The following is a 15,806-nucleotide window of genomic DNA, read 5'->3' on the forward strand; positions in this document are numbered from 1 at the left end:
GTGTCCCCACCCTGGAATGGTTTTCGCCCCTCAGGGCCCTGGTTGTTCCGTACCGAGTGCCTGTTGCAGGCTTCTGGTAAATCGTTCCATTGGTGCCGTATCGACCGGCTGTATCGATTGATGGCCGATTGGTGATGGCGTACCAGCACCGTTGAGCAAGCCTGGTGAGCGGATACGCTCAGCGACCTGGCGGAACAGCACCAGTAGTTCGATGCGGCGGTTGATGGGGTCACTGGCCTCCGTCTCGGGCATCACGACCCGGTCGGCAAAGCCCGACACCCTCAAGAGCTTGGCGGGATTCAGGCCACCGGAGACCAGTTCCCGGCGTGAGGCATTGGCCCGGTCACTCGAGAGCTCCCAGTTGCTGTAGCCCCGATAGCCGTTCAGGTACGCCAGGTTGTCGGTGTGGCCACCGATGCTGAGATCGTTGGGCAGCTCATTGAGCAGGGGAGCCATGGTGCGAAGCAGGTCGCGCATGTAGGGCGCCACCCGGTCGCTGCCAAGGGCAAACATCGGGCGCTGCTCGGTGTCGAATAGCTGGATTCTCAGGCCCTCCGGCGTCATGTCGAAACGCAGTTGCTGGCGCAGCTGACGTAGGTCCGGGTCGGCATCAATGGCCGTCTCGATGCGCTGCTGGAGATCACGGAAGGCTCGCCGCTGTTGTTCGCTGGGGCGTGTCTGTGTACGCAGGTCGATGCGCGCCCTCTCACCGTCAGAGTGCACCGGGTCTGGGCCGCCCCCTGGAATCACATTGGCACTTTGTGCGGAGCCTTCCCCGCCGGTGATGGCGGTAAGCAATGGCGTACGGAAGTATTCGGAAACGGCTTCGCGCTGCTGCTGGTCTGCTTGAGAGAGGATCCACATGACCAGGAACAGGGCCATCAGGGCCGTCATGAAGTCCGCCAAGGCAATCTTCCAACTGCCTCCGTGGTGCCGATGAATGACTTTCTTACGGCGGATGATGATGGGTCTGCGATTCGGGGTCATGCGCCGCCTTCACCTGCCTTGGCATTGCGAACGTACTCCTCCAGCTCTGAGAAGCCGGGGCGTTCCTCGGTATGCAGCGCCTTACGCCCGAACTCCACGGCAAGCTGAGGCGCATAACCATGCAGGCTGGCCAGCAGGGTGACCCGCATGCACTGGAGGATCTTTTCCACCTCTTTCGCCTGCCGCTCGACACGGCTTGCCAGAGGGTTGACGAAGCCATAGCCGGCCAGGATCCCCAGGAAGGTGCCGACCAAGGCATGGGCGATCATCTGGCCCATCTCATCGGGAGCGGCATCCGCCGCGCTCAACGCCTTCACTACCCCCATCACCGCGGCCACGATGCCGAAAGCCGGCATGGCATCCCCGACCTTGATGATGGCATCGGCAGGGATATGGGCTTCTTGTTCGAACGCCTCGATCTCGTGAAGCATCAGCTCGTCGAGCTCCATGGGATCCATGCTGCCGCTCACCATCAGGCGAAGGTAGTCGGTGAGGAAGGTCATGATCAGCGGGTCGGCGAGCACGCGCGGGTGCTCGTTGAGCAAGGCGCTTTCCTCGGGGTTATCGATGTCGCGCTCAATACCCAGCATGCCGTCTCGACGAATCTTGGTGAGGATCTTGTACTGGAGTGCCAACAGCTCCATGTAGAGCGATTTGTCGTACTTCTTGGAGCGGCGCAGCCGAGCAAAGATGCGAAAGGTGGCCTTGATGGCCTTGCCGTTGTTGGCGGCGATGAAGGCGCCGATACCGGCGCCGAAGATTATCAGGAATTCCGTGGGCTGGAAGAGCGGGCCCAGGTGACCGCCCGACAGAGCGAAGCCCCCGAACACGGAGAAGATGACGACAAGGTATCCGATGGGTATCAGCAAGGCCGGTATCCCCTAACGAGGCGATGAATGATGTCCTGCATCGGATATCGGCTGTCTCGGGCGAGACTTGAGGGAGGTGATGAAATTGTCCTGCATGGCCGCGGGGAAGGGGAGTCCCCGCGGTATCAAGCCTTGATAGTGGTTCAGGCCAGGCGGTGCACAGGAGACGCTTCTGCTTGGGCCCTGTCGACCGCACTCTGCTGGCGCTTGCGGGTCTTGCCGGCCCGAGAGGGAGGCTGACAGATGCCGCAGACATAGTCATGAGCTGGGCTGTGGGCATGCGCCACGAAATGCCCATCGCAGCGGGTGCAGGCCGAGAGCTGCAGCAGGTCGCTCTCGAAGAAGCGAACCAGGGTCCAGGCGCGTGTCAGGCCGAGCACGGTCTCGGCGTCATCGGTCTCCACCTGCTCCGCATATAGCTGATAGGCCTTGATGAAGGCTTCCATTCGCTCGCAGCCATGGTCCTCCTGCAAGCGCAGGAAGATGTTGTAAAACAGTGACGAGTGGATGTTCGGCATCCACGTGATGAACCAGTCGGTGGAGAAAGGCAGCATCCCCTTGGGCGGTGACATGCCGCGCACTTCCTTGAACAGGCGAAGGAGACGGGCCCGGCTCAGGTCGGTTTCGGTCTCCAGGACCTGCAGCCGCGCACCGAGCTCGATCAGGTCGATGGCCAACTGCACCTGTTGCATTTCCAGTAGCAGGCTCTTGCTGGCCATGCCTATCCCTCTGCGGTGGATGGGACCGCCGGACGGGATGCCATCAGCAGCGATGCATGAAACTGGGCAAGACCCTGTTCCCGGGGGTTATGGGTCAGCTGGCGTAGATGTTCGGCGCGGTCATGACCAAAATGGCAGAGCAGTTGATTGACCCGCGAAAGCCGTGTCAGCTGGCGCGCGTTCAGCCCCTGAATCAGATCTGCCATCTCGTCATCGATCTTGAGGCGAAACCTGGCCGTGGCCCGATCCTCATTGATCAGACGCTGGGCAAGGAGTAGATATGCGAGGTTCAGTTCGTGAATCTCGTCAACTAAGTTATTGATTTCCATGGTTCCCTGTCGGCTATCACGCTTTTTCATGGCCTGGGCCATGTGAGGTTATTGTGTTGCCCTGTGCTCGCTGATCCTCTTCGAGGCTGGCACATCTCATACGCGTGTATTGTCTGTGGTTGAGGCGCAGATGCAATCAGCCTCAAGGGGTACCCGGCCATGGCCGCCTGGGAATATTGGTAAGACCTAATAAAAAAAGATGAGAAAAATCATACCGATGAGACTGTTGCTGGGTAGTTACATAATACTTAGATATTTACATATCTTTACACAAAGGAGCAGAATTCTTCCTGGTGTAACAGCGGTTCACGTCCGGCTCTTGTCCGAGGTCTCACCTGGAGCAAGCTCGTATACCCAGACAAGCAGCTCTGCGATGACCTGGTAGAGCCGTGACGGAATCGCTTCGTCCAGATCCAGCTGCATCAACAGGCCGACAAGCTCCGGTGCATCATGAACGTGAATCCCTTGGCGCCGGGCTTCCGTGATGATGCGCTCGGCGAGCTCTCCATACCCTTGCGCTACGACCCGCGGTGCGCCATCGCTTTCGTGATAGGCGAGGGCGACGGCCTGGCGACGGTCTTCATGGTCCTTGCCCTTCATGACATCTGCCCCTCTTCAAACCTTTGCAGGTCGATCTTGATTTCCTCGAAGCCATGGCCGGTCAGTCGAGACCTCAGGCTGTCGAGGCCTCTCTCGAGTTCTTGGCGAGACGGATCGTGTGCCACGCGTAACTCGATTTCCACGCTATTGGCCTTCATCCGCAGCGAGGCCTGCAATCGACCAATGCCGGCGATATCCAGATCGATCTCTGAGCGCCACCCTTGCTTTTCGGTGGTTTTCCGTTGCTGATCGGTGCCCTCGCTATCAGAGCGGTCTTGAGGTCCAGGCGGAAGCTGGATCATCAGCGCCATGAACAGGCCGCTCCAGACGTCACCTTCCCAGCGCAGTGCCGGCGTCACCAACATCTCGAGCTGATGGCGGACGATTCCCTGTAGGCTCTCCTGAACAGCTTGACTTGTGTGAGGGCGAAGGCCGGTATCAGACAGCGGCTCACGCACCTTGGCATTGGCTGCATCTTCCATTCCGGGAGCTGAGAGGGGCGCAGTGGCTGGGCTAGCCTGGGACGGCTTGCTGGTCGCGGTCGGGGAGTTCCCCCGGGATGTCGCCTGCGAGGGGGTTCCTTGGGAATTGGGCGAGTACAGAGGGGAGGAGTGGCGACCGCCTTCGGGGAGTAATGGTACAGGTGGAAAGGGGGTATCGCGGATGCCGGCGGGATTGCCCGGCGGGATTGCGACATGATTTGTCCCTGAAGACGTGAACTGGAGGGTTCGCCACATCTGGGGCTCCCGCTCGAGTTGCTGGCGCGGTAGTTCCCCCTTGTACCAGCGGGCAAGGTGCGATTCATAGAACAGACCGCTATGGCGAATACTGTCTTCCAGGCGGGTCGCTACTACGGTTGGATCTGGAATCTGCCTGGGTGCCATCAGTGGCGTCGGAGTTGTCACGATGGAGGGCGGCGCGGGAAAGCGAACCAGCAGGTCGGCGATGGTCCGCGCCGAGTTACTGAAGTGGGTTTGGGCCGAGGCGGGGGGCGGGCCGTGCGGCTGTAGCGGCCGTGAGGTGGTATCTGAAGGGGCCCGTGTGGTTTGTCCGAGCTCCGGCAGCTGGAGTGGGCGAGTCCGAGCGTCAAGCCGTGAGTCGCTGTGCACGGCTCTTGGAGCATCCGAGGGTGATGTTGGCTTGACCGGCTGGTTCAGGTCTCGGGCCGGGGGGATATCGACCCGTTTACCCAACACCTGGTGCAGCAGGGTGTCCAGCAGGGGGGTTATGCCACTCACGGGGCTCTCTTGCTAGGGGGTAGGTCAATGGGGGGTGTTGATGTTCCCTCTCTGACCCCGTAGGCGTGTCGAAGATTCCGTTGGCGCTGTGAGGCGCTGATCAGCTTGCCAAGCTCGTTGCGACGCTCGATCAAGCGTTCGCGAATCTCGAGATCGTTTTCCAGGATCCGCTCAAGTAACTCCACCTTGCGTGCCCGATGATCGTCATCAAGGTGGTTGTCGGGATCGAGCTTTGCCAGTTGCTCCACCTGCATGATGTATGTGCCTTCCTGATCGACCAATGCCGGCCAATTGGCGTCGCGTGCCGAATCCAGCATGAGGCGCGTGCGTGACAGCAGCGCCTGGTATCCCTCGATCAGCGCTTGCTGGGTGTTGGGCTCTCCGCCATGTTCCATCATCAGCCCCTTGCCACCTGATCGCCGATGTCTCGCCAGGCCGAGGCGATGTCGTTGAGCAGCATCTCTGCCTGGTCAAGGCTCTCGACATCGTTATGCAGGTTGGCCGCCAGCAGCAGGCGCGTCACATAATCATAGAGCGAGGCTAGTCGCTCGGAGATTTCGCCGCCACGTTCCGTGTCCAAGGCGGCCAGCAGGCCGTTATTGACAATATCCAGCGCCTTGGAGATCGCCTTGCCCTTTTCGGCCGAGTTGCCATCCTGGAGGTGGATGCGTGAGGTGCGGATGGCGGCCAGGGCGCCATCAAACAGCATCACGATCAACTGGTGCGGGCTGGCTGACATCACGCCGCTCTCGACGCCGACCTTGGCATAGGCGCTTGCACCGCGACCGTAGGCGGACGCTCCTCGCATGGCACTCATGGCTGTCTTGCTCCTCTCTGGTGAGGCACCTGTCAGGTGCCAGTGTTTGAGGTACCGTCACTATTGAATAGTCTGACGAGAATCGGGACGGGCATAACCGTGAACAGGCTCTGTCAGATCAGTTATTTTCGGTTATCGGCAAGTGATGGGGCGACTTTAGACCGATATGGGGAGTTCTTCCTGAATGCTGCCGAGGCGTTGCAATGCGGTGCTTTGAAGTATCTCGCCCAGTGTCGGCCCGGGAGGCTCAAGTGAGTCTGCGAGCTGGACCTGACTGGGGCGACCCTGGGTGTCGAGGGCCTGTACCCATGCAAGCTGACCGCTATCGAAGCGAACCAGGGAGCCAATCGGATAGAGGCCGAACTGCTTGATGTAGCGTTTTACCCAGCGTTGGTCGAAGTGTTCAGGATGGCTCAGCAGGTGGCGGTAGATGGCGTCGATCCGCCAGGCGGGGCGGTCCGGCCGGTCTCGCCGCATGGCATCGACAACGTCTACTACTGCAGCGGCTCGCGCCAGTTCGTGCAGGTCGTCTGCAGCCAGGGAGCGAGGATAGCCACTGCCATCCAGGCGTTCATTGATGTTGTGTGCCACCGAGTCGAGGATATTGGCAGAGAGCCAGTGGCAGCGTCCCATGCGACGCATCAACTTTTCTACATGACTCTGCATCTGCAGATGCTGGTGCTCGTCGGGGTGGGTAACCTGCCAGAGCTCGGTGGGCAGCAGGGCCTTGCCCAGATCATGCACCATGGCACTCGCCGCCATGGCCTTGCTCAGCTTGCGGGGAATGGACGAGAGTCCGGCCAGATCCAGCAAGCCGACACTCACCCCGAGGCTATGGCGCACCAATCGTGGCTCGTGTTGCAGGCAGCGTGTAGCAAAGAGTAACCCATCGCGGTCCTCGTCGTGGAGCAGCAAGAGACGATCGGCATGACGCGACAGCTGTACCGAGTCTACCTCTCCGCCTTGCTGTAGCTCGAGGAGCTGAGCATCCAGGTAGCCGGCGATGCATGCTAAGCGCCTTGCCATGGGCGTGGGATATTCTTGAGTATTGCGTCGTCCCACCGCAGGCGGCGTTGCCGTCCGTGTCTGGAAGAGCAGTGAGGGTAGGCGTGACGCCTCGCTGCCTTCGGCGTAGCGGGCTGACTCACGCTCAATCTCGCGGACGAAGAACCACAGTTGTCGATCTTGCTCGCCCGTGGTGTGGTCGAAACAAAAACCGGCGAGAATGGCCTGGCGGTCGGTATCCACCTCCTGGTGCCGTGGCGATGCGCGAACAGCGAATCGTGTGTCATTGGGGAAGCATAGCTCCACCTCCAGGGGCTGGCTGGTGTTAGCCAACAAGGCGCCGGCGAAGAGCGGCAGTTCCAGCTGGCAGCCCTCCAGTGAGAGGTCCTTTAGATCCCCCTGTGTTGACCCGCCCTCCTCGCCGCGAAGGATGGCGCCAACCTCCATGCCCAGTCGGAGCCGGGCCCGGAAGGATTCGCGGCGCTGCAGAACCTCAAGGCTGTAGGGAAACTGGCAGGTGCACACCAGGCGGCCATCCTCCTCATGGCACTCTTTCATTGCCATGCTGGGGGTGCGTAGCATTTTGCCCTGAGCCTGACCCAGAAGGCGGAACTCCTGGCCGCGCTTCAGCTCGCCGGCGATCTCGCGAATGGCGCTGATATCCAGCACCAGGATGGCGCCGGGCTGCTGCTCCATGACCAGCACCGGGAGTGGCTTGCTGCCTGGGGTGCTCACCTGAAGCGATGCCCCGCCGGGTTCGATCAGGGCCTCTAGCAACGCCTCGATCTCGGTGGGGCTCTCCACGCGGGTATAGCCATCCTGTTGCTGCGACATCCTTCCCTCTTGCTCGCCGGTTGGTCCTACACCTTGTATCGGCCGTTCCTCTGCTGTCTTGAGGCTTGGCAAACCCGGCTCCTCAAGTCTGGGGTCAGACGGTCGATAGCTAGGGGTTGTGGACCTGCGCTTTGAGTATGCGACGAAGGAGCCTGCCCCTCACACCTGGGGGTGATGTGTTTCAGCCATGTCTCTATTCCGCAGAGACAGCGGTGCTCCGCTCGGCAGTGGTCTCGGGCCCTGTCCTTGAAAATGGAAATGAGGTATTGGTTTGTGGGCGGTGGTGAAGATTGCTTGATTCTTCTATTTTCCAAGAAAATTAAGGTCCGTGACCTTCCCGGGAGTTATTCATGTCCGATGATGGTGCTGGATCACCGCCACAACACCCTTCCGGGAATGGCGTGAAGGACGACTCGATTCTTGATCGCCACCCCGCCTTGCTGTCTCGACTCGTGCTGGAGCATGCCCCGATGGCCCTGGTGGCGCTCGATGTTCACGGCAAGGTGACATGGGCTAACCCCAGTTTCCTGGCGTTGCTCGGGTCGGTGAAGGAGAGGCTGATTGGCAAGCCGTTGACCGATATCATGCGTATGGTGTCGTGGCTTCCGGTTCCGTATGAGAGTGATGCTGAACTGGCCACGCAGCAGTGGCAGCGTATCTGGTTGGCCAGTGAGGGGATCGAGTCGTCCAGAATGGTACTGATGTCTGAGATGACCCCTGAGCCCGCTCCATCCGGGGTTGCCAGGATGCTGGCGTTCGTGGACCTCCGGGCAGGTCAGGCTGGAGAATTTCCACCGTTCTCGGATCCACATACGGGCCTTGCGAGCCAATGGGTTTTCGAGGACCGTCTACGTCACGCCATTGAACGCGCTGATCGGCACGACCAGCGCTTGGCTGTATTGCTGATTCGGCTGGACCGTGCCGACGATGTCCGGCAGGTCTATGGTGAGCCGGTGATGCAAGCGTTGCTGCCTCAGATCAGCCGTCGGCTGACGAGCACCCTGCGCAGTGAGGACAGCATTGCCTATCTCGGTGGCGATCGCTGGGGCGTGCTGATAGAGCATCCGGTGTCCCCGGAGAGCCTGCAGTCTGCTGCGCTGCGGTGCCTGGAGGCTATGGAGGCGCCCTTCACGTTGGGCCGTCCGCCGTTGCTGCTTACCCTGTCCATCGGCATCGCCATGTTTCCGGACAACGGCAGTTCACCGGAGCAGTTGATGGAGAGCGCCGGTCAGGCGCTGGTCAAGGCTCGCCCTGGAGGTCATGCGTTCTTCGACCAGGGCCTCAAGCGCCAGCTCTCGCAGCGCATGGCGCTTCGGCACTGCCTGCAGGAGGCGCTGCTGTGTCCCGACCGTCATTTCGATGTGGTCTACCAGCCTCAGGTTGATCTGGAGAACGGCTGTTGCGTCGGTGTCGAGGCACTCGTGCGCTGGCGACACCCTAAGCAGGGGGTCCTGCAGCCTGACGCCTTCTTGCCGATGGTGGCCGAAATGGCGCAGATGGTCAGGCTCGACCGTTGGGTCATCGAGCAGGTCATTGCTCAGCACCAGCGCTGGCAGTCAGAAGGGTCGCCCCTGGCGGGCCTTAGGATATCCATCAATCTTGATGCAAGCCTGCTGGAGCAGGCGGTCTTCGATGGCCGTCCACTTGATCGCTTCCTGCGTCAGTCGTCTGGTGAGCTGAGTTGGTTGAGCCTGGAGGTCGATGGAAAGGTGCTCTCCGAGCAGGCGGAAGTCCATGGCCTGTTGCTGCGTCGTCTCTCCAGAATGGGGATTCGGCTGGCAGTCGATAACCTGGGGGGTGCCCCCGTGGACTTGATACGCCTGGCGATGCTTCCGGTTTCCCATGGAAAGATCGGACGTGAGCTAGTGCATGGCCTGGCGGATAGCAGCTCGTTTGCCCGCCAGGCGCTGAGTGCGCTGTCGCAATGCCTGAAGGCATTGCAGCTGGAAAGCGTCATGGTGGGGGTGGAAACGGCCGAGCAGCTCACAGCAGCGCGGCATAAGGGGGTTGATCAGGTCCAGGGAAATCTGCTGGGCCCGCCGATGGCGGCTGGCGAGCTGGCAACGTGGCTAGGACGTTATCCCGATCTGCAGGTGCTCTCGAAACCATGAGTCTTGAGTAGAGAGCGCCGGAGGGTAGGCGCGTGCAGGGCTGGTTGCATGCTGCCATGCGATCAAGCAGAGGTGTTCAGTCGTCTCTGGCCTGATGTCGTGCGGCCGTCGGGTGTGTACACGGGCTTCTCGGCGATGCGGTGAATGTAGTCCAGCATCTGCTGATTGTGCGACATGCGCAGGCTTACCAGGCGACCGTTGCGGTCATTCAGGCGGGCAGTGTGTGCCGCCATCTCAAGGGTGGCCTGCCACTGGGTGAGGCAGCCCGCATCTTCGGCCGCCAGACGCGCACCGTCGCCGCCAGTGGTATAGCCAAGCCTCTGCTGGATCCGGGCACGAGTCGACTCGGTTTCCTCGAGGCTGGCTAGCAGGCGTGACTTTTCCTGCGCGATCTTCTCGAGTTGTGGGCCATCGATGGTTCCGCTGAGCAGCTGCTCCTGTTCGTTTTCGAGCAGGCGGGTCAGTGCCCCCAGTCGAGACCGCTGTTCCTCGAGCAGGCGGCGAAGGCTCATTCGTTGGCGTCCTTGCTGTTCAGCAGATCCTGGACGCTCGCAATCAGGCCATCGGCAATGCGGTCGGCCCGCATGTCCAGTCGGCCCTCGCGGATGGCGTCTCGAAGCTCTTCAACACGCACCGTGTCGATGTCCTGACTGCTGTCCGTGGCGGCCTGGCTCAGGTGGGTCGTGGCTGACGGGCCGTCATCCTGCTGGTGGGCGCGATCTGACCCCTGAGTCTTGCGGGTGTCGTCACGCGGCTCCGCCTGGGCAGGACGCTGCAGGGGATGGTGGTTGTCGATTTTCACGGTGATGGCCTCGTGACCGATGTGGTAATGAAGGGTATCGGCCGTCGATTCGATAACTTTAACGCGGTGTGACGCTCAGATGCGAGTGTGCTGCTGGTGAGCTTAAAAGTCCACGGTCATGCGCCCCTCGCCAACGACCCTTGCCTCGAGGATCTCGCGATCAGGGAGTCGCACGCGGACATGCTCCCCCTTGCCCCCCGGCTCCAGCGCCTCAGCCTCTCTTGCGATCCGGAATCCCGCTCCGTGGGCCTCGATCACCACACGCTGCCCTCGCTTGACCAACTGGCGGGGACGCAGATGGTGACGCTGCAGCGTCATGCCCGCGGCGAGCGGGCGGGTAGCTTGCTGGCCGATCGCCTGGCCCGGATCCAGGATGGTCTGCTGGGGCAGTCGCCCCAGGCTCCCTTGCCGTTCGGTCAGATGCTCGGGTCGGATGACCTCCCCGGCGCCGATATCACGAGCAAGCTCGACATAGTTGCCGGTGACATGAATCTCGGCCTGAAGATAGCGCACCTGTCGCCCCTGGTCGCCACAGCGCACGCCTACCGAGACGCGTCCGACCGGTCGTGAGGAGGCATTGGGTAGAAAGGGGGTGGGGTGCTCGCAGGTTGGCAGGCTGGCGCGTGGCGGATGAACCTCGATCACGACCTCGTCGCCTGAGGCCCTGGCTTGCTCGTAGAGGAAGGCGTGAATCTTCGCCAGCAGGGCATCTTCTCCGGCCTGGCTCGGTCCTGCCAGCAGCAACAAGGTCATCGCCAGCAGGTGGGCCATATGCCGGGCGGAGCGTGACGATAGACAATGTCGGAGCATGTCGAGGCCAGGTTGGGTGACTGATGCCACGATTCTAGCGACTGTCATCTTCGATGAAACTCGTGAATTGGCAACCCGAATGACGACTGTTCGGGCCTTTGTTATGACACGAGCTTGGCTATTCTCCATAGTCGACTCATACCTTTTCTGGGGAGTGCCGGGATGATCGATCGGCTCGAAGCCTCTTTGAACTTCCATCAGCAGGCCCTTGGGCTGCGTCAGGAGCGCCAGAAGGTGCTGGCCAGCAATATCGCCAATGCTGATACGCCGGGCTACAAGGCCCGGGACATGGACTTTGCCAGCGAGTTGAAGAAAGCCGTCAAGCAGGGCGGTGATGGCAGCGGACTGGCCCTGTCGAGGACCTCCGCGCGCCATATCGAGGGCCAGGGGCTCCCCAGCGCGTCTCGCGAGCTGCTGTACCGGGTGCCCGACCAGCCAAGTCTCGATGGCAATACCGTGGACATGAATCGTGAACGGACTCAGTTCGCCGACAACTCGGTCCGTTACCAGTCGGCGCTGACGATTCTCAACAGCCGCATCCAGGGCCTCAAGAAGGCCATGCAGCCCGAATAATCCAGGAGTGACCGCATGTCGATGTTCTCCATCTTCGATATCTCCGGCTCGGCCATGAGCGCCCAGTCACAGCGCATGAATGTCACCGCCAGCAATCTGGCGAACGCGGACAGCGTGTCGGGCCCTGACGGAGAGGCCTATCGCGCCAAGCAGGTCATGTTCGAAACCCGAGCACAGTCGCGCGACGGCATCGGAGGGGTTGGTGTCCGCGAAGTGGTCGAGGATCCCTCACCCATGCGCATGGAGTATCGGCCGGGCCACCCCCTGGCGGATGAGGAAGGCTACGTGACCATGCCCAATGTCGATCCGGTGGGCGAGATGGTCAACATGATCTCGGCCTCGCGCTCCTACCAGGCCAACGTCGAGGTCATGAACACCAACAAGCAACTGATGCTCAAGACACTGACATTGGGCGAGGGGTAAGCACATGGCGACCACCATCGACAGCAGCGTGCTCAACAGCCTGAATGCCGGCGGACCGTCCGCAAACCAGGCCAAGAACCAGTCCGCCGACTTGCGCAACAACTTCATGACCCTCCTGGTGACTCAGTTGAAGAACCAGGATCCCCTCAACCCGATGGACAACAACGAGACCACCTCGCAGCTGGCCCAGATCAATACCGTCAGCGGCATCGAGGAGCTCAACCAGTCCCTGAAGGACATCAATGGCCAGATCAATGCCGGCCAGGCGCTGCAGGCCAGTGGCCTGATCGGTCAGGGCGTGCTGGTGCCGGGAAACCGGGTTCTGCTCAACCACGGCGAGACCGGTGAAGTGAACACCACCCCCTTCGGCATCGAGCTCGATGCCCCCGCCGACAACGTGAAGGTCACCATTACCAATGGTGCCGGAGAAGTGGTCAACCGCTATGACATCGGGGCGGTGTCTGCCGGCGTTGAGTCCTTCCGCTGGGATGGGTTGACCAGTGAGGGGCAGAAGGCCGCGGACGGCTCCTATCAGGTCAGCATCGAGGCGACTCGAGGGGACAAGCCGCTTGCCGCCGAGACCCTCAACTACGCCATGGTCAATGGCATCACGCCGGCCGATGAGAATGGCACCTTCTCGCTGGACCTGGGGGCCATCTACGGTCAGGTTGGTATTGCCGACGTCAAGCAGATTCTCTAGTAGCCTCGTTCCAGACAACAGAAGAATGATCCGCAGGGGAAAAGACATGGGATTTTCACAAGCACTGAGTGGGTTGAACGCCGCCGCCTCCAGCCTGGACGTCCAGGGCAACAACATCGCCAACTCCCAGACCGTGGGCTTCAAGAGCAGCAACGCCCAGTTTTCCGATGTCTTTGCCAACTCCAAGGTCGGCCTGGGGACGCGGGTTTCCACCGTGTTACAGGACTTCAGTGAGGGCAATCTGGAAGCGACCAGTCGCAACCTGGATCTTGGCATCAGCGGTCAGGGCTTCTTCCGTTTCCAGCAGGCAGGGCAGGTGGTCTACTCCCGCAACGGCCAGTTGACCATGACCCCGGATGGCTACCTGCAGAACTCACAGGGCGCGCGCCTCATGGGCTTCGGGGCCAATGCAGCAGGGGACGTGCAGCGCGGTGGCCAGCCCGAGATACTACGCGTGGCGGCCGACGAGATGCCGGCCAGTGCCACCACCCAGGTGGCCACCACCTTCAACCTGGATTCGCGCGTCACCGACCAGGATCTACGGCAGACAACGCTGCGCACCGACAGTGCCACCCCGCCGGCCACTGAGAACATCGAGTATCATTTCTCGAACAACTTTACGGCCTATGACTCCCTGGGCAATCCACGCAATATCAGCGTCTACTACGAAAAAACAGGCGCAAATAACTGGACAGCCCGTATGGCGATGGACGGTCAGGCGCTGATGGACAATGCCGCCCCACCTGCTGTCGAAGAGTATGACCTTCTGTTCGATGTAAACGGCCAATTGCGTGCCGGCGTAGGTGACGTCGACGCAGATGGCAATATCGCGGGTGGCATTCCCTTCTCCTCAGCTGACTTCATGGCAAATGAGCCAGCTGATCTGAATTTTGCCATGAACATTGCCGGTTCCACCCAGTTCGGCAATACCTCGACCACCAGCTCCCTGACCCAGAATGGCTACACGTCCGGCGCCCTGATCGGCATCGCCATCGAGGACGATGGCACCGTCACCCGCAACTACGCCAACGAGCAGTCGCTGGCGGCGGGGCAGGTCGCCATGGCCAACTTCCGCAACCCGGAGGGCCTGAAGCCCGAGGGTGACAACGCCTGGTCCGCCACCCAGGCCTCCGGGCAGGAGCTGGTTGGCCCTCCCGGCACGGGGCTGCTGGGCACGATCGAGTCCGGCGCGATCGAGACCTCCAACGTCGACATGGCGAGCGAGCTGGTCAGCATGATCGTGACCCAGCGCGCCTACCAGGCGAACTCCCAGACCATCAAGACCCAGGACGAGGTCCTGCAGACCGCCATCAACCTGCGCTGATCGCGTCGACGGAGTTTGACCCATGGATCGCATTCTCTATACCGCCATGAGCGGCGCCAGACAGAGCATGGAGCAGCAGTCGGTGGTGAGTCACAACCTCGCCAACGTCGATACCGCCGGCTTTCGTGCGCAGCTTCACGCCATGCGCGCCGTGCCGGTGCAGGGCGACGGCGTGCTGCCCACCCGCGTCTCGGTGGCGGCCTCTACACCGGGCGTAGATCTCTCGGCCGGCAGCATCAACCAGACCGGGCGTGCCCTGGACGTGGCCATCGACGGGCAGGGGTGGCTCGCCGTGCAGGCACCGGACGGCGGGGAAGCCTATACCCGCCGCGGTGACCTTCAGGTGGACGGCAATGGCCTGCTGACCAGTGTCGGCCGCCCGGTGATGGGTGACGGCGGTCCCATCCAGCTGCCGCTGGGCGCGCAGGTCTCCATCGGGGCGGATGGCACCATCAGTACCATCGGCGCCGGGGAGGATCCCGATGCCTTGGTGCCGGTCGGGCGTCTCAAGCTGGTCAACCCGCCCGAGGGGGAGCTTGCACGCGGCGATGACGGGCTGTTCCGCCCCGTCGGCGGGGCGCAAGACGCGCCAGCGGCGCTGCCGGCCGATGAGAACGTGCGTCTCGCCAGCGGGGCGCTGGAGAGCAGCAACGTCAGCGCCGTGGACGCCATGGTGTCGATGATCGACGTGGCGCGCCGCTACGAGATGCAAACCAAGGTGATCAGCACGGCCGACGAGAACGCGCAGCGTGCCAACAGCCTGCTGTCGCTGCAGGGTTAAGCACCAGAGTCGTCACCTACTATCGAGAGGAACCCGGAATGATCAAGTCACTCTGGACCGCCAAGACAGGCCTGGAATCGCAGCAGGTCAAGCTGGATGTCATTTCCAACAACCTGGCCAACGTCAGCACCAACGGCTTCAAGCAGTCTCGCGCCGTGTTCGAGGACCTGCTGTACCAGAACATGCGACAGCCCGGTGCCCAGAACAACATTCAGGACCGCCTGCCCTCGGGCATGCAGGTGGGAACTGGTGTGCGCCCCGTGGCCACCGAGCGGCTGCATACCCAGGGTGGGCTGGAGGCGACCGGCAATTCGCGGGATATGGCCATCAATGGCAACGGTTTCTTTCAGGTGCTGATGCCGGATGGCTCCACCGCCTATACGCGGGACGGCAGCTTCCAGCTTAATGAAAATGGCCAGATGGTCACGGCCAACGGCTATCCGCTCGAGCCGGCGATCATCGTGCCCGACAACGCCCTCTCGGTGTCCATTGGCGAGGATGGCGTCGTGACCGTCACCGAGCCGGGTAGTAGCCAGGACAACCAGGTGGGCCAGATCACCCTGTCCACGTTCGTCAACCCGACCGGGCTCGAGAGTATGGGAGGCAACCTCTATGCCGAGACGACCTCCTCCGGGCCGCGCAACGAGTCCATGCCCGGGATGAACGGTGCGGGTCGCCTCTTCCAGGGCTATGTGGAGACCTCCAACGTCAACGTGGTGGAGGAGATGGTCAGCATGATCCAGACCCAGCGGGCTTACGAGATCAACAGCAAGGCGGTGCAAACCAGCGACGAAATGCTGGCGCGCCTGACCCAGCTGTAACCAGGAGTGGCGCGGCATGCTGGGGCAGAGAATGGTGGGGCGGAAAACTCACGGGCGGTGGCG

19 protein-coding genes are annotated in these 15,806 nt (G+C 61.6%); 7 read left to right on the top strand and 12 right to left on the bottom strand.

What is annotated here, in order from left to right:
- Positions 1–30: 30 nt before the first annotated feature.
- From motB to OP498_RS07295, 9 genes are all read right to left on the bottom strand, one after another.
- Complete coding sequence (gene motB, locus OP498_RS07255; RefSeq protein ID WP_280553072.1) at positions 31–987, bottom strand: flagellar motor protein MotB; 957 nt, start codon at positions 985–987, stop codon at positions 31–33.
- Complete coding sequence (gene motA, locus OP498_RS07260) at positions 984–1,856, bottom strand: flagellar motor stator protein MotA (RefSeq protein WP_280553073.1); 873 nt, start codon at positions 1,854–1,856, stop codon at positions 984–986. The genes motB and motA overlap by 4 nt, the downstream gene beginning before the upstream one ends.
- A gap of 143 nt (positions 1,857–1,999) precedes the next feature.
- Positions 2,000–2,575, bottom strand: a complete 576-nt coding sequence (gene flhC / locus OP498_RS07265) for a flagellar transcriptional regulator FlhC (protein ID WP_280549446.1) — start codon at positions 2,573–2,575, stop codon at positions 2,000–2,002.
- A 2-nt stretch (positions 2,576–2,577) separates the two neighbouring features.
- The gene (gene flhD, locus OP498_RS07270) at positions 2,578–2,904 is read right to left on the bottom strand and encodes a flagellar transcriptional regulator FlhD (RefSeq protein WP_280549444.1); all 327 of its coding nucleotides are present in this window, start codon (positions 2,902–2,904) and stop codon (positions 2,578–2,580) included.
- Positions 2,905–3,210: 306 nt separating this feature from the next.
- Complete coding sequence (locus OP498_RS07275; protein WP_280549442.1) at positions 3,211–3,504, bottom strand: EscU/YscU/HrcU family type III secretion system export apparatus switch protein; 294 nt, start codon at positions 3,502–3,504, stop codon at positions 3,211–3,213.
- On the bottom strand, positions 3,501–3,986 hold the full coding sequence (locus tag OP498_RS07280) for a flagellar hook-length control protein FliK (protein WP_280549440.1): 486 nt from the start codon (positions 3,984–3,986) through the stop codon (positions 3,501–3,503). Before OP498_RS07280 ends, OP498_RS07275 begins: the two co-directional genes overlap by 4 nt.
- 752 nt (positions 3,987–4,738) lie before the next feature.
- On the bottom strand, positions 4,739–5,140 hold the full coding sequence (locus OP498_RS07285; protein WP_280553074.1) for a flagellar protein FliT: 402 nt from the start codon (positions 5,138–5,140) through the stop codon (positions 4,739–4,741).
- Positions 5,140–5,559: a flagellar export chaperone FliS gene (gene fliS / locus OP498_RS07290; protein WP_280549436.1), complete on the bottom strand. Its 420-nt coding sequence runs from the start codon at positions 5,557–5,559 to the stop codon at positions 5,140–5,142. Before fliS ends, OP498_RS07285 begins: the two co-directional genes overlap by 1 nt.
- 156 nt (positions 5,560–5,715) lie before the next feature.
- Positions 5,716–7,398, bottom strand: coding sequence for an HD domain-containing phosphohydrolase (locus OP498_RS07295; protein WP_280553075.1), 1,683 nt, complete (start codon positions 7,396–7,398; stop codon positions 5,716–5,718).
- 350 nt (positions 7,399–7,748) lie between these two features.
- Between OP498_RS07295 and OP498_RS07300 the strand changes: the two genes are divergently transcribed.
- Positions 7,749–9,509 (top strand): EAL domain-containing protein, encoded by a 1,761-nt coding sequence (locus OP498_RS07300; RefSeq protein ID WP_280553078.1) that lies wholly within the window; start codon positions 7,749–7,751, stop codon positions 9,507–9,509.
- A gap of 62 nt (positions 9,510–9,571) precedes the next feature.
- On the opposite strand, the gene flgN is transcribed toward OP498_RS07300, so the two are convergent.
- The 3 genes from flgN to flgA form a co-directional block, all read right to left on the bottom strand.
- A complete protein-coding gene (flgN, locus tag OP498_RS07305; protein WP_280549064.1) occupies positions 9,572–10,021 on the bottom strand; it encodes a flagellar export chaperone FlgN in 450 nt (149 codons plus the stop codon).
- Positions 10,018–10,311 carry a flagellar biosynthesis anti-sigma factor FlgM gene (flgM, locus tag OP498_RS07310; protein WP_280553081.1) on the bottom strand — a complete coding sequence of 98 codons (294 nt, stop codon included), beginning with the start codon at positions 10,309–10,311 and terminating at the stop codon, positions 10,018–10,020. The genes flgN and flgM overlap by 4 nt, the downstream gene beginning before the upstream one ends.
- Before the next feature lie 102 nt (positions 10,312–10,413).
- A complete protein-coding gene (gene flgA, locus OP498_RS07315; protein ID WP_280553082.1) occupies positions 10,414–11,169 on the bottom strand; it encodes a flagellar basal body P-ring formation chaperone FlgA in 756 nt (251 codons plus the stop codon).
- A gap of 114 nt (positions 11,170–11,283) precedes the next feature.
- Between flgA and flgB the strand changes: the two genes are divergently transcribed.
- The 6 genes from flgB to flgG are packed head-to-tail and all read left to right on the top strand — an operon-like array spanning position 11,284 to position 15,743.
- Positions 11,284–11,694, top strand: a complete 411-nt coding sequence (gene flgB, locus OP498_RS07320) for a flagellar basal body rod protein FlgB (RefSeq protein WP_280553083.1) — start codon at positions 11,284–11,286, stop codon at positions 11,692–11,694.
- Positions 11,695–11,709: 15 nt separating this feature from the next.
- On the top strand, positions 11,710–12,117 hold the full coding sequence (gene flgC / locus OP498_RS07325; protein ID WP_040187020.1) for a flagellar basal body rod protein FlgC: 408 nt from the start codon (positions 11,710–11,712) through the stop codon (positions 12,115–12,117).
- A 4-nt stretch (positions 12,118–12,121) separates the two neighbouring features.
- Positions 12,122–12,817: a flagellar hook assembly protein FlgD gene (gene flgD, locus OP498_RS07330; protein WP_280553084.1), complete on the top strand. Its 696-nt coding sequence runs from the start codon at positions 12,122–12,124 to the stop codon at positions 12,815–12,817.
- 46 nt (positions 12,818–12,863) lie between these two features.
- Positions 12,864–14,141 carry a flagellar hook protein FlgE gene (gene flgE / locus OP498_RS07335; RefSeq protein WP_280549080.1) on the top strand — a complete coding sequence of 426 codons (1,278 nt, stop codon included), beginning with the start codon at positions 12,864–12,866 and terminating at the stop codon, positions 14,139–14,141.
- 22 nt (positions 14,142–14,163) lie between these two features.
- Positions 14,164–14,922 carry a flagellar basal-body rod protein FlgF gene (gene flgF, locus OP498_RS07340; protein WP_280549049.1) on the top strand — a complete coding sequence of 253 codons (759 nt, stop codon included), beginning with the start codon at positions 14,164–14,166 and terminating at the stop codon, positions 14,920–14,922.
- A gap of 38 nt (positions 14,923–14,960) precedes the next feature.
- A complete protein-coding gene (flgG, locus tag OP498_RS07345) occupies positions 14,961–15,743 on the top strand; it encodes a flagellar basal-body rod protein FlgG (protein ID WP_280549047.1) in 783 nt (260 codons plus the stop codon).
- Positions 15,744–15,806 lie beyond the last annotated feature (63 nt).

The organism is Halomonas sp. 25-S5, assembly GCF_029889845.1.
Lineage (GTDB): Bacteria > Pseudomonadota > Gammaproteobacteria > Pseudomonadales > Halomonadaceae > Halomonas.